Raw genomic sequence first — 12,871 nt, forward strand, 5'->3', positions numbered from 1 at the left:
TAGAGGGAGATATTCATTTTTTTCAAAAAAGAAGATATAGTAAAAATAGGGATGGAAAGGGGGGCAAGCATGGAAATTGTAAAGTATGTAAGTATGTTGATGGCAATTTTTACTCAGTTTACAGGAATTATTTTTTTATTTTTTAACATAAGATTGGCTATAGGACTATTTTGCGTATATTTCTTTTCTTTACTTGTATTGCTTGCTTTGTTTATAAAAACAAGATTAGATGAAAAAAAGGAGGATGCTCAGCATGATTATTGTGACTACTGAATCAGTGCCTGGGAAAGTAACGAAGGAATATAAAGGATTTGTAAAGGGAAGTACGGTTCAATCGAAGCATATCGGAAAAGATATTATGGCTGGATTGAAAACAATTGTTGGCGGTGAACTCAAAGAATATACCGAAATGATGGATGAAGCCAGGCAAAAGGCGATTGGGAGAATGGTTGAAGATGCAAAGGCGAAAGGGGCTAACGCCATTGTATGTATGAGACTAGAATCATCAGCTATTATGCAGAATGCCTCAGAAATTATTGCTTACGGAACGGCCGTCATAATAGAGGAATAAGGATATCCTGTATTAATGGTAAGAGAAAGACTTATGCAATTAATAGCTGAACCCTGAGTCTTTCTCTTTAACTTCTATAAGGAATACGATTTATGTTTTTTTCTTTGTTTGTTCCCAATAATGAATTTGGGGAATACGTATATAAACAACATATTCGTGGAATAAAGTATAACCGACAAAACCAATGAGCTTCCAATCAATTACATCAAACATAGCTATCCGCTCCTTTATGGTTTGAAACGAACATGATGTTAGCAAAATGTTATATTCTTATTAGAGGATGGGAAACGGGTGATGATTCAGGGGGAAAAATCACATGAACGTTTTCCTATAATATATGGTGAGAGATCCTTGTTTGATACATAAGAAATGGGAAGAGGCTGACACAAAGTGTCAGCCTCTTAGCCAATTTATTTAATTATTATTGTTGTGAAAAACCGCTCATAGATTGTTGAGCCATTGATACTAAACGTTTAGTGATTTCCCCACCAACAGAACCGTTAGCGCGAGAAGTTGTTTCAGCACCAAGGTTTACACCAAACTCAGTAGCAATTTCATATTTCATTTGATCAATTGCTTGAGATGCGCCTGGTACTAAAAGTTGATTAGAGTTTGAATTGTTTTGTGCCATCTGTCATTCATCTCCTCAATAAGAATATTTTGGCTGGGTTAGTTGGATTTGCACCAAACATATGAAACCTATTTTTAGATTTCATCGCCTTACTCGGCTTAACCCATTGGTGTGTGCGTTGTTGCACCGTTGTTACTAAGTATTATGGTTGATTTTTTTGTTTATATGCAATGTTTTAATGGTAATTTTTTCAATCACCTTGATATAAAAACTCTATATAGGTAATGTGGAAAAGCAATTCGGCATCCAGCTCCGAAGCAGAGGACTGCAAGTGATGTAAAAGCGACATGACGTCGCGCTTTTGACTGCCAGTCGACTAGACAGACCATCTTGGAGCCAGCCAATTTAGAATTGAAGGCAAAGAACGCGCCTTCGATTCTAAATCAGCTTATTTGTCTAGGCTGAACAAGGCGCTTGCGCTTTTGTTTTAGGTGATACATAAATTAGGATAGTATTGAGATTCTAAAAGTATGCAGGTTATTTAAGGGGATGAAGAAATGGATTTGTGTACTTTATGTAATGGATTAGAAACTCGAATGATTCAATGCCCAAGTTGCCAGACAATTATGGAGGACCAAGGGAAGATTACTGATTATCTGGATGATTATAGTGCATATCTGGATATTGATATAATGAAACTTTTTGATGGGGATCCAACATCACTCGAGACTCATCATTGCATTCATTATTATTATTGCCCAAATTGTCAGCATGAAGAGACAAATGCTATTAAAGAATGAGGAGAATAAAAAAAGGAAAGGGTCAGACCCCTAAAACACCAAATATAAGTGTTTGATGGAGGGGTCTGACCCTAAGTTTAGTTATTATTTTTCACCAGCTGGGCGAATTCTTTTTTCTGATTCAGTATCGAAGAAATGAGCTTTGTTCATGTCTAATGCTAACTCAAGTGATTGACCAGGCTTAACATCTGTACGTGAATCAACACGTGCTACGAATGATTGGCCGTCAATTTCAGAATAAAGCATTGTTTCAGCACCCATTAACTCTGCAACTTCAATTTTAGCAGAGATTTTTGAACCTTGAGAGGATTCAATGAATACTGGCTCATCATGAATTTCTTCAGGACGAACACCCATTAAAACTTCTTTGTTTACATAGCCTTGCTCACGAAGATATTTCATTTTACCTTCTGGAACAGCAACACTAGTCGAACCAAATGAGAATTTGCCGTCTGAAAGTTTTCCTTTAAAGAAGTTCATTGCAGGTGATCCGATAAATCCGCCAACAAATGCGTTTTCTGGCTTATCATATACTTCTTTAGGAGATCCTACTTGTTGGATGATACCATCTTTAAGAACAACAAGACGAGTAGCCATTGTCATCGCTTCAGTTTGGTCATGGGTAACGTAAATTGTTGTTGTTTGTAAGCGTTGGTGTAATTTTGTGATTTCAGCACGCATTTGTACACGAAGCTTCGCATCAAGGTTAGATAAAGGCTCATCCATTAAGAATACCTTTGCATCACGAACGATTGCACGGCCTAATGCAACACGCTGACGCTGACCACCTGATAATGCTTTTGGTTTACGTTGTAAGTATTGCTCAAGACCAAGGATTCTAGCAGCATCATTAACACGACGTTCAATTTCATCTTTTGGTAATTTACGAAGCTTTAATCCGAATGCCATATTATCATAAACGTTCATATGTGGATAAAGTGCATAGTTTTGGAATACCATTGCGATATCACGATCTTTAGGAGCAACATCGTTCATACGCTTTCCATCAATGTAGAAATCTCCTTTTGAAATTTCTTCTAATCCTGCAACCATACGAAGTGTAGTAGATTTACCGCAACCAGATGGACCAACGAATACGATAAATTCTTTATCTTGAATATGAAGGTTGAAATCTTCTACTGCTGTAACTTTATTGTCGTAAATCTTGTAAATATTCTCTAATCTTAACTCTGCCATTTTTGAATTCCTCCCCGTTTTTGAAAGCGTTTTATTATGTTTTCATTGTAAGGGATTTCAGGAAAGAAAGTAAACGTACAAGTTGCACGAAAAATACTAGGCTCTTTTGTGCAACTTGTAAACGCTTTTCTAGCTTTCATGTCGAACGAGAATCGTTGCTAGAAAGATAAATGTTGCATTAGAAAACGTCCGGATGTCTAAACCTGTCTTTTCTAGAAGTTTTTCTAAGCGATATTGCAGGCTGTTCCGGTGAATAAATAATCGTTTAGCTGTTAAGGAGGCATTTAAATTAGACTGCAAAAAGGCCTCAATCGTATGATGGAGTTCTTTATCCTCAATTGCTTCTATTAGTTGGTTAGAGAGAATATCTCTTTTTATGGCAGATGGCGATGTCATAATTAAAAGCGGCATCGCATCATAAAAGGTCAGGGCTTTTTCCCGATGGACTGAACGGTGCAAGGCTTGGAAGCAGCTTTGCTCTAGTGTGAATTTTTCTTTTAGATCAGCATCATTTTTCTGAAGCTGTCCAATATAAAGATAGGGTTCAACATAAAAATCGGTTGTAAGAGTATCACTTAAATTCTTTAATGATTCAGCATCTAATGTGATAGATGGTTTTTCTTCAATAATGATGCCGTGTGAAAGACTTAACCATATGATAAGTTCAGAGTCAAGAATTCCCTGGACAGCTTCTTCAAAATTTTGTTTTTCATCAATAGTCTGTTTTAAATAGAAATAATAGAAGCGTATGGTTGCATGATCAGCTGGGAGAGGCGGTTCACTATTTTTTCTATCTAAAAAAAGGTAATCAAACCACTTGCGCTGAGAGTGTGAAAAGGTATCCTCATTGACGATTTCTACTGATTTGAACAAAGAAGATAGCAGCTCTATCTCCTTCTCTGATAGAGACGCTTTAAGAATTCCAAAGGTTTGTCCATACTCTGTTTGGAACCATTCATAATTTGTGTCTTTCGGATTATAGGTCATGATCATTGCATCTTTATAATGTCGCAACAAATTTTCTAACATTGATATCTCCTTTAATGCATAGGTCTTTCTTCTATTATAGAAAAGATTGCCAAGGCATGAAAGCTATAATAGTATACACGTAAAGCAAACAAAAAAAGACTGCAGGTTTAAACCAACAGCCTTATTCTTCTACATCATATGGCGGTTCCTCTTCTACAAGGTCCCGTGCTTCTTCAATATTGGCTTTGCTATCTTTTCGATGGACCGAGCCGCCAGATAGGCCTTCATTAATGATTCGGTCAATATCTAAATAAACCTCATCTTTTCCTTCATAGTTTAAATCTTGTTTTACACCTTCGACCTTTTTCACCATTATCAAACCTCCTCATCTCTGTTAGCTTGCGCATGAGTAGGTTTCATCATTCATTAGTCGTACACATGGAAGAGCATGAGCTCATGTATTTGTGACTGTATTTCTGTTTCTTCCTCTTTTGGCGGTGTCATCGCTGCCCATTCGATTTGTCCATTTTTATGATATATTCCATCGTAATGAATTCCTCTGAAGTAAAAGGAAATTCGCCAACCAGGTAAGCTTGCCTGTTTAATCAATGGTTTATATTGAAAATGTGTAATCAAACCTTATTGCTCCTTTCCTAACTGATTTTAGGCGGTTAGTTGTCTGGAGAAATGCGAATAAACTAAAAGGAAAACGAAAGTATTGTCCAGTTTGGCCACCTTGCCTTCCTTGTAAATAATACGGCAAAAAAAGTTAAAATTCCTTCTTGTTATGGATGGTATTATTTGCTAATTCTGCAAACAATTTAGCAGTTTGCTCAATTCGTTTCGTTTGGATATCAATCTCATCAAAAATCATTGGTTTTGAATTTACTTCAAATAATATTGGTTTTCCTCGAGGCGTTATCCCCACATCCATTGAGAATTCACCAACAAAGCCATACCTTTTCGTTAACTGACTGCCGACGATTTCAGCCAGCCAGTTTAATTTATCCTTAGAACATTGATCTTTGATTTGTTGAAAGGGGATAATTTCTCCTCCATTTGGAACATGGGTGATAATCGAGTTTTCATCCGCTTTCCGAACACCAATTCCGATGATTTTGTGAATTCCTTTGTCGTATAGGCAGATGATTCGTAAATCATATTTGCAACCATCAAGGGTATCGGTTATCACTTCTTTTTGAAGGAGATAAGGTTTTCTCATTAAGATTTTTTCTGCTGCCTTTATAAAATCAGCATATAAATACGTGGATGTTTGATTTTTTTTGTGAATGTAATAATTCATACCATCAAATGATAGTTTATAAATACCTTTCCCTTTATGACCATTAACAGGTTTAATATAAAGGGAGCGGTAGGTTGCCAATTTTGCAAGCAAATCATTTATTGTTCTATACATCCATGTTTTTGGAAGGTAGGATTTTAGTTTGCTTGACTTTTCAAGGGCACAATAGCTTTCCCATTTATCAAAAAAGCTCGGATTAAAGAAAAATTTCCCATTATTTTCATAGGTTTGCTTTAAAGAAAGAAATAAGGCAGATAACTCTTCTTTCCTAAATGAAATCTTGTTATAGATGAGGTCGGGGATGGGGAAAGTACGTTTTCCCCATTTGTCAGCATGTTCATTATAAATATACCCGTTTACATAGTGTTCCTTGAAGTCTTCGGTTGTAAAAATAAACGACAGACCGCCGATTCTCAATAGTTCCTTTTGAAGTGCCTTAAAAACTTGCTGCTCACCACGAAATGAGTCTTCTGTTTTGCCTGGACTTGTAAGAATCCCAACAAGCGGAAAATAGCTAAACTTCTTCATAAATTAATTCCTCGGGATTGTAAATTGCCTGCTTTGATAAGAATAATCCGTACTCAAGTGATGCTTTACGGGACAGGATATCCGCTTCCTTGAGTTCAGGATGACAGAAGATTGATCTGCCAGGCTTGGAGTTTGCTTCAAACATCCAGATACCCCCGTTTTGGTCAATGCCCAGATCAAACCCAATTTCCCCGACAAATCCTCGAACTTTAGCATCAATGCTTTTGCTTAAAATAATGGAGGAGTTTGTAAGGTTCTGAAGAGCTATTTTCCGTTCCTGTTCATCCTCATAGATTTCTTCAATGGTTTTTACAACACCGCCATTATTTAAATGTGTCGTCACACTGCCTTTTCCAGCTATTTTTGCCGCAATAGCAGTTACTCTCCAAACACCTTCTTCGTCCTTATTCGTGTGGACCCTAAAATCAACTGGCTTTCCGTCAATACGCAGCAGCTTAATTCCCTGCTGGGCAATAAAATGAGAAAGCTCATCTTTAAACGTTTTCTTTAAAAAATGTTCAATTGAAGGATGTCTTACTAAACGATTCTTTTTCTTTTCATCCCGATATCTGCAATAGTAGTGATTATCTTCTCTTGAATACATAAGCTGATAGACTCCATTCCCTAAGCTGCTATTTGCCGGCTTTAAATAAATGCTTTGATATGAAGCAAGCATTTCTTCCATCCTGCTAATCGAAGGAGGGTGGTAGGTTGCCGGTAAATATTTGGCTGCCAGTGTGTCGTGAATTAAGAGTTTATGGATGGTCCATTTGTTAAAAAAACCAGGATTATACCACGGAATAGAGTAGTCCTCTGTGAAACGCTTTTTTACTAATTTAAATTTCTGATGTTTTTCAACACGGCGATTTGGCAGCCGGTCATAAACTGCGTTTGGAAACGGAAAAAGTGCTTGCTTCCACCCATCGGTATCGTAAATAAAGCCATTTATTGTGCCGTCCTCCCAGTTAATATGGTTGGACCCGAACACAAATGAAAAGACGCCGACAGATTGATCCATGGATAAATATTTAGCGAAAAACAACGAACGTTCCCCCAGCGGGCGAAGAATGGATCCCGTAAAGCCTGCTGTGAATACTCCTACTAAAGCCCCTAAATGCAAGCTTCCATCCTTAAAAAAAAGATGGATTTTTCCCTTATCAGGCAGCATCAGATTTGTTGCTATTTCTTTTGGTAGTACAATACGATTCTCAATATTCCTCTTATACAGAACCTTACAAGGAACTGATCTGGATCCGAATGATATTTGATTGACAGGCCCGTCTTTCATTGTAGTTGATGGCAAGTGGATACGACTATCTTTGGAGCTCGTTACTTGGATGGTATATGTTGTACTCATATTAGTTCGACTCCTTTATGACTGCTTGATTTCGTAAATAGCTGCAATAGGCTAAAGGTGCTTTATAAAGTTTTTCAGTTGAATTGGGGTTTGTTTCAATCATTGTTTTTCTGCCAGGCTTTGAATTGATGTCTAAGATCCATACTGAGCCATCTTTTGCATAGCCAATATCAAGCCCGATTTCAAATAACCGGTCACATTTTTCCTCAAGCAACGGTGGTAATTTCGAAACGATCGTGCGAAGCTCATCTTCTAATACAATAATTTGCTTTTGTGAAAGGGAGGAGGACCATTCTTCATAGGTGATTGCTTCACCGCCGCTATTTAAATTTGAAAGAAAGGAGCCATAGTACCCTTTGCGAACCCCTTTGCCAACAAGGGCCCATTTTCCATGCCGGTTTTTTTGCAGGAATAACCGAATATCAAATGGATACCCTTGATTATCTAGAAGCGGCAGCAATGGCTGGAGAAGGTATGTTTGCTGTTGGATAAGTTTTTCGCACCATTCTGCAAATTCTTTTAATGAATGGAATTGTTTTGTTTTTTTATCCCGCCCTTTATGATAAGTAATAATAATAGAGTCAGATAATAGTCTTACTGCGATGATCCCGGCACCTCGAGAACCTGTAGTTGGCTTTAAAAGACATGTAGAATGTAACTTTAAATGGTGAATAATTTGAACAGCCTCCTGCACAAGTTCTGTGTTTGGAAGGTAGCAGCTAATCATCGGGTCACTTTGTAACAAGTTGTAAACCTTCCACTTATCTGGTAATCCTATACCTAAAAAGGTTGTTTGCGGATTTTTTTTAAGCCATTCCACAATCGGTTTACTTTTTTGAATAACCTGCTTCCGATTAAAATAACAGCGATCATAAATAAACGTTGGGATTGGAAACTCTGCTTGTACCCAGCTTTGTGAATGATGATCAAACTTCTCACCATCAATTAGTAAGGTGGAAGGATTGATGGAGGTAGGTTCAAATCGTACACATTCAATTTGAAATGGTTCACTTCGTTTTGCAATTTCAGTAGCATATAGATTTTCATGATTTTTGTTAGTGGCTAAAAAACCTAATGTTATTTGTTCCAAACTGTTCACTCCAATCACATACTATGCTTATCTTTAAGACTTGGGAATCCTGCCCTTCGTCGGATTTTTATGGGCAATATTATTACTTAACTTCTTAGCTTCTTTGAATCTTAAGCAGGTTCTTTCTTTCCGTTAAGCTGGGATAAAAATAGGCAATAATTTATTACTGAACGTGCTGATGGCCGGATTCTTTCGCTTTTTTGTTCATTCTCTAATTTAGATGGCTTCGTATTCACCTCAATGATCCAAGGATGTCCTTTTGGGTCTAGGCCCAGGTCGATACCAAATTCTCCAAATTCTCCACCAGCATGAAGCGATACAATATTTACAATTTCAAGAGAAAGTTCAGCTAACATTTTTCGTAGATGGCGGCTCTCGTCTTTCCCATACAACTCACTTAAAACGGTTTTAATGGGATAAATCTGTCCGCCTCTTGCCAAGTTTGCGACAAACTGATTTTCTCCTGAGACTCTTGCCACAGCTGAGGTAACCTTCCATTGCTGAAAATCTTTTTTATGGCAGAGGAATCGAAAATCAAGTGTACGATTTTGGTATTTACTTAGTTGAATTGTTTCTTGTAATAAAAATGGTCCTCTTTTTAAACGAGGAGAAAGAGCGGAATATAGTTTTTGCAGGGTAGTATATTCAGTGTTGATTTCGCCGGAAAAAGTGGTGAAGTCTAGATGATATGTTTGATTCTCCTTTTCCTTTACCCGAAAAATCCTTCTCCCTTGGCTGCCATTAATCGGCTTGATAAATACATCCTTTTTAATATTGAACATATTCTCTAAAGTAGATTTTGACTCAAATAATTGGCTCATTGGTAAATACGGCCTAAGATGTTCTGATCCGGATAATATTTGATGAACCTCCCATTTGTTTAAAAACCGATCATTAAAATAGGGGACCTTATTTTCAATGAAATCAGAGGTAACCTGTAAAAATTCTTTTGAGCGCTCACGCTTTCTTGAACTTATACGATTGTGTACGACGTTTGGATAGGGAACAATGCCTTTTTTCCATTCCGATTCATGGAGGTAGTACCCTTCCATTTGATGTTTGTTGTACGTTGTTAATGAAAAAATATAAAAAAAGATCCCATTATTCATACAATATGATGCAAGCTCCTTGCAAAATTCGTGAATGGATCCAAATCTCACACCGTCTTCGGTAGTTTTTATTTCGGTTAATAAACCGATAACAGGTCCGAGCTGAAGATGCTGATTATTTTTTAGTGTTCCTTGAAGTGATAGTGAATGTATGGGTAAACAAAGCTTATTTAACACATTTTCACTAAGAGATAAACCAAAGTGATCCTCTTTAATAAATACGATTGGACAGGTAACAGTATGCATTCCACACCCAATTTTCAAGAAGTGGAGATTTATAGGAAGATTTAATCTTTGTCTTAGCTTTTCACTCATTTCACACCGAGTGGATCTGGGAGCATGTTGTAAAGGTGTAATTTCTATTATTTCGTGTTTCATCATAAACCCCTCATTTGAACGCCATACGGACAAGCACGATAATGCTCATAGGCAGATATTCTATAAAACATCGTATGTTATCTAGACATAATCGGTGAAGTTTTGGAAGGGAGATGTTTGTGATCAATTTTTGTGACAATAATAATGATGATTGTAGCTGGCGCAGCGATCGGCGGTGTAACCAATCATTTGGATATTAAGATGTTTTTGCCCGTACAAAGTCTACTTATTGAAAACCAAAAGAGCAAAGTTATGGATGAATGGCTTCCGCGGGTTATTGAGTTGGCGCCTGAATTTCTTGCTACACATCTTGATGCTATCTTAAACCTGTCAAAATTAGAGGGATTTTTCGTGAACGGTTGCTGCAGAGCGTCTTTTAGGATTTGATTTTATCTATTTTGAGAAAGGAGTTTAAGTGATTACCTATTTGGTGCGCTTTCAGGTAAACCATAGGCGGATTACAAGCAATTTTCGTGATATTGCAATAAATTGAACATTTTAAATTTTCGGTATGAATGGAGTTCCTTTAAGCATAAAATGAAATATTATTAATAGTTTGTTATAGTGTAGATAGAGCCTGCATGGGTTAAAACAAGAAAGGAGGCTCATCATATGTCAAATAATTTATATGATGTTGCATACAATTTAGAGAAGGCATTACGTGAAAGTAACGATTTCAAAGAGTTAAAACGTCTTTATGATGAAGTAAATGCAGATGAATCATCAAGAAAAATGTTTGAGAACTTCCGCGATATTCAATTAAACCTTCAGCAAAAGCAAATGACTGGAGAAGAGATCACACAAGAAGAAATCGAACAAGCACAAAAATCTGTTCAATTGGTTCAACAACATGAAAAAATTTCCCGGCTTATGGCTGCTGAGCAGCGTTTAAGCATGGTGATAACAGATTTGAATAAAATTATCATGAAGCCGCTTGAAGAAATGTACGGAGCTCAGTAAACAAGTCAAATACATAATAAAATAAATAATGTGTAAGCAGAATGGGTATTTTTCCATTCTGTTTTTTTATCAAAAATATTCCTATACATAGTTTCCGTTGTTAGACTCTGAAGCACATGACGTACAAGTTCAGTTAAGAGATAAGTACATCGCATTTATAACTGCTTCTATGGTCTGCTCAATTAGGAATTGAGGGTAAAGTACACCTTCTATTCCTAATTTGTCTTATGCTTATCGCCAAATGCAAAGCCCCTTACGCATTTCTTATCATTTATCTACTGTTGTTCTATTTTCGTGAAAAAGGACATAACCTCTTATTAGGTTAGACATCAGTAGAAGGGGGAACCACAGTGACTCATTATCGGTTGCTTGCACTAAATATTGATGGGACATTGCTTCGTTCGAATGGTCGCCTTCAGCCGTCAACGAAAGAAGCGATTGAGTATGTTAAGGATAAAGGGATCTATGTCACTCTTGTAACGAATAGACATTTTCAATCTGCCAAAAAGCTTGCAAAGGCATTAAAGCTGGATTCGATTTTAGTGGCACACGGGGGAGCATTTATTTCAGATAATCTAGATAAGCCTTTATTTGAAAAAAGTATTTCTGAGGAGCAGACATTTAATGTCGTGCAAGTGTTAGAGAATTTTAAATGTAATATTAGAATTACCCATGAACGCTTTTCAATCGGAAACCGAAAAAAGATTGCATCAAACTTACTTAGTAAATCCATTTTGAATACATCTGACTCGATGTTTTATCCAGTACAATTTGTTGACTCTTTAGGTGATTCCCTGCGGGATGAGCCAGTAGCTGCAAGGAGAATTGATGTGCATTTCTCCAGCAAGGAAGAAAAGGAAGAGGCTGCAGGGTTAATGCGTGAAGCATTTGATTTAATTGATGTGCGAGATCATCAAGCAACAAATCTTGAAATTGTGAAAATAGGTGTTTCAAAAGAAAATGGACTTCGTGCTTTAGCCAGTCATCTTAAAATCCCTTTAGAAAAAACAGTTGCAATTGGTGATGCAAAGGACGATATTGGTATGATTAGCTCAGCAGGCTTGGGCGTTGCTATGTGGAATGCACCATTTGAAGTCAAGCGCGTGGCTGACTGGGTTACGAGATCAAACAATCAACAGGGTGTAGCATATATGGTGAAAGAGCACTTTCGCAAGCAGCAAAGATTAGATTTCTTAGAGAAAATAAAAGTAGATAAGTAAGAAGGGGAGGCTATGCTTCTCCTTCTTACTTTTTTATCCTCATTTTAACATTCAGTAATCCTCTTTATGAAGTTTAACCTGTTAAATATTAGAATCAAGGGAGATAACTGCCTGTCTAGTTCCGATATGTTTAGCTATCTATCAGTAGGGGATGGCGGACTAATTTCGCCGCGTCCTGTGGCAAAGTAGGTACTTTATAAATAAATCCTGTACTTCGGGCAAACCTTACTGAGGGAAGTTTTCCTTTATCATTTTATAGTCAAATAGCTTCCCCTCATAAACCAATTCTAAGTTTATATGATTTCTGAAATCATCAGGAGTAACCAGTGCGGGTAATTTATCCCATAGTTTTATTCCCGAGCGGTATAAGATCTCTGCAACAAACTGTGAACAAAAATAAGAATTGCTAAATTCAACGGGCTCATTTAAGGATACGCCAATCACCCCAATCAGATTATACAAAAACTTCTTCTGATTTTTAATGAACACGTTTAATACACGCTTCATTTTTATGATATCACGTTCTGTTACTTTCAGCTTATAAATGACACAGGTTGTTTCAGGATACTTGCTGTAGGTACCTGTATGAATATCTTCTTTAACAAACCCTCCATTTATTGGATTATTCGGATTTTTCCTTCCAAAGCTGTACATTTCGTTTAATTTCTCATCAAAAGCAATAGATGCATGGTTATAGGGAGCCCTTGTATATTTCTTAATTGATTTTGTAAAGAGAGTTCCAGTGTCTGTAAGTAAAATATAAACATAGCTTTTTTGATTCATAGAAATTCCCTCTTTTATATGTTTCCATTTTATTC

Annotated in this window: 17 protein-coding genes; 6 read left to right on the plus strand and 11 right to left on the minus strand. The window is 36.9% G+C overall.

The annotated features are described in order from the left end of the window. The first annotated feature begins 69 nt into the window (after window positions 1-69). Complete coding sequence (locus WQ54_RS18600) at window positions 70-273, plus strand: hypothetical protein (RefSeq protein WP_046586176.1); 204 nt, start codon at window positions 70-72, stop codon at window positions 271-273. After that, entirely contained in the window at window positions 254-571 is a 318-nt protein-coding gene (locus WQ54_RS18605) for a YbjQ family protein (RefSeq protein ID WP_046586178.1), read from the plus strand. The genes WQ54_RS18600 and WQ54_RS18605 overlap by 20 nt, the downstream gene beginning before the upstream one ends. Before the next feature lie 90 nt (window positions 572-661). Here WQ54_RS18605 and WQ54_RS35315 read toward each other — a convergent pair whose 3' ends face one another. Both WQ54_RS35315 and WQ54_RS18610 read right to left on the minus strand, forming a co-directional pair. Further along, window positions 662-784: a hypothetical protein gene (locus WQ54_RS35315; RefSeq protein ID WP_269431579.1), complete on the minus strand. Its 123-nt coding sequence runs from the start codon at window positions 782-784 to the stop codon at window positions 662-664. A gap of 208 nt (window positions 785-992) precedes the next feature. Further along, a complete protein-coding gene (locus WQ54_RS18610; RefSeq protein WP_046586179.1) occupies window positions 993-1,202 on the minus strand; it encodes an alpha/beta-type small acid-soluble spore protein in 210 nt (69 codons plus the stop codon). Window positions 1,203-1,699: 497 nt separating this feature from the next. Between WQ54_RS18610 and WQ54_RS18615 the strand changes: the two genes are divergently transcribed. Then, window positions 1,700-1,942: a hypothetical protein gene (locus tag WQ54_RS18615; protein WP_046586181.1), complete on the plus strand. Its 243-nt coding sequence runs from the start codon at window positions 1,700-1,702 to the stop codon at window positions 1,940-1,942. Between the two features lie 84 nt (window positions 1,943-2,026). On the opposite strand, the gene WQ54_RS18620 is transcribed toward WQ54_RS18615, so the two are convergent. The 8 genes from WQ54_RS18620 to WQ54_RS18655 form a co-directional block, all read right to left on the minus strand. After that, on the minus strand, window positions 2,027-3,139 hold the full coding sequence (locus WQ54_RS18620; RefSeq protein ID WP_046586183.1) for an ABC transporter ATP-binding protein: 1,113 nt from the start codon (window positions 3,137-3,139) through the stop codon (window positions 2,027-2,029). Window positions 3,140-3,268: 129 nt separating this feature from the next. Next, a complete protein-coding gene (locus WQ54_RS18625; protein WP_046586185.1) occupies window positions 3,269-4,168 on the minus strand; it encodes a CdaR family transcriptional regulator in 900 nt (299 codons plus the stop codon). 121 nt (window positions 4,169-4,289) lie between these two features. After that, a complete protein-coding gene (locus tag WQ54_RS18630; protein ID WP_046586187.1) occupies window positions 4,290-4,481 on the minus strand; it encodes a hypothetical protein in 192 nt (63 codons plus the stop codon). A gap of 53 nt (window positions 4,482-4,534) precedes the next feature. Next, window positions 4,535-4,744 (minus strand): YheE family protein, encoded by a 210-nt coding sequence (locus WQ54_RS18635; RefSeq protein WP_046586189.1) that lies wholly within the window; start codon window positions 4,742-4,744, stop codon window positions 4,535-4,537. A gap of 133 nt (window positions 4,745-4,877) precedes the next feature. Then, window positions 4,878-5,939, minus strand: a complete 1,062-nt coding sequence (locus WQ54_RS18640; RefSeq protein WP_046586190.1) for a YheC/YheD family protein — start codon at window positions 5,937-5,939, stop codon at window positions 4,878-4,880. Then, window positions 5,926-7,296 (minus strand): YheC/YheD family protein, encoded by a 1,371-nt coding sequence (locus WQ54_RS18645; RefSeq protein ID WP_046586193.1) that lies wholly within the window; start codon window positions 7,294-7,296, stop codon window positions 5,926-5,928. The genes WQ54_RS18640 and WQ54_RS18645 overlap by 14 nt, the downstream gene beginning before the upstream one ends. 1 nt (window position 7,297) lies before the next feature. Continuing rightward, window positions 7,298-8,386 (minus strand): YheC/YheD family protein, encoded by a 1,089-nt coding sequence (locus tag WQ54_RS18650; protein ID WP_052737866.1) that lies wholly within the window; start codon window positions 8,384-8,386, stop codon window positions 7,298-7,300. Window positions 8,387-8,496: 110 nt separating this feature from the next. Next, window positions 8,497-9,876, minus strand: coding sequence for a YheC/YheD family protein (locus WQ54_RS18655; RefSeq protein ID WP_084822160.1), 1,380 nt, complete (start codon window positions 9,874-9,876; stop codon window positions 8,497-8,499). Between the two features lie 129 nt (window positions 9,877-10,005). Here WQ54_RS18655 and WQ54_RS18660 point away from each other — a divergent pair, with 129 nt between their 5' ends. From WQ54_RS18660 to WQ54_RS18670, 3 genes are all read left to right on the plus strand, one after another. Then, entirely contained in the window at window positions 10,006-10,260 is a 255-nt protein-coding gene (locus WQ54_RS18660; RefSeq protein WP_156178018.1) for a hypothetical protein, read from the plus strand. Between the two features lie 225 nt (window positions 10,261-10,485). Next, on the plus strand, window positions 10,486-10,833 hold the full coding sequence (locus WQ54_RS18665) for a YlbF family regulator (protein ID WP_046586200.1): 348 nt from the start codon (window positions 10,486-10,488) through the stop codon (window positions 10,831-10,833). 350 nt (window positions 10,834-11,183) lie between these two features. Next, the gene (locus WQ54_RS18670; RefSeq protein WP_046586202.1) at window positions 11,184-12,053 is read left to right on the plus strand and encodes a Cof-type HAD-IIB family hydrolase; all 870 of its coding nucleotides are present in this window, start codon (window positions 11,184-11,186) and stop codon (window positions 12,051-12,053) included. Between the two features lie 225 nt (window positions 12,054-12,278). Here the strand turns inward: WQ54_RS18670 and WQ54_RS18675 are convergent, their stop codons facing one another. Further along, complete coding sequence (locus WQ54_RS18675; RefSeq protein WP_046586204.1) at window positions 12,279-12,836, minus strand: hypothetical protein; 558 nt, start codon at window positions 12,834-12,836, stop codon at window positions 12,279-12,281. Window positions 12,837-12,871: the final 35 nt, after the last annotated feature.

The sequence above is a fragment of the Bacillus sp. SA1-12 genome (assembly GCF_000981385.1).
GTDB lineage: Bacteria > Bacillota > Bacilli > Bacillales > Bacillaceae > Metabacillus.

Coding starts and splice junctions, on each gene's coding strand:
- WQ54_RS18625 (WP_046586185.1), bottom strand. CDS start 4,168: ATGTTAGAAAATTTGTTGCGACATTATAAAGATGCAATGATCATGACC.
- WQ54_RS18610 (WP_046586179.1), bottom strand. CDS start 1,202: ATGGCACAAAACAATTCAAACTCTAATCAACTTTTAGTACCAGGCGCA.
- WQ54_RS18645 (WP_046586193.1), bottom strand. CDS start 7,296: ATGAGTACAACATATACCATCCAAGTAACGAGCTCCAAAGATAGTCGT.
- WQ54_RS18665 (WP_046586200.1), top strand. CDS start 10,486: ATGTCAAATAATTTATATGATGTTGCATACAATTTAGAGAAGGCATTA.
- WQ54_RS35315 (WP_269431579.1), bottom strand. CDS start 784: ATGTTTGATGTAATTGATTGGAAGCTCATTGGTTTTGTCGGTTATACT.
- WQ54_RS18675 (WP_046586204.1), bottom strand. CDS start 12,836: ATGAATCAAAAAAGCTATGTTTATATTTTACTTACAGACACTGGAACT.
- WQ54_RS18620 (WP_046586183.1), bottom strand. CDS start 3,139: ATGGCAGAGTTAAGATTAGAGAATATTTACAAGATTTACGACAATAAA.
- WQ54_RS18655 (WP_084822160.1), bottom strand. CDS start 9,876: ATGATGAAACACGAAATAATAGAAATTACACCTTTACAACATGCTCCC.
- WQ54_RS18630 (WP_046586187.1), bottom strand. CDS start 4,481: ATGGTGAAAAAGGTCGAAGGTGTAAAACAAGATTTAAACTATGAAGGA.
- WQ54_RS18615 (WP_046586181.1), top strand. CDS start 1,700: ATGGATTTGTGTACTTTATGTAATGGATTAGAAACTCGAATGATTCAA.
- WQ54_RS18640 (WP_046586190.1), bottom strand. CDS start 5,939: ATGAAGAAGTTTAGCTATTTTCCGCTTGTTGGGATTCTTACAAGTCCA.
- WQ54_RS18600 (WP_046586176.1), top strand. CDS start 70: ATGGAAATTGTAAAGTATGTAAGTATGTTGATGGCAATTTTTACTCAG.
- WQ54_RS18605 (WP_046586178.1), top strand. CDS start 254: ATGATTATTGTGACTACTGAATCAGTGCCTGGGAAAGTAACGAAGGAA.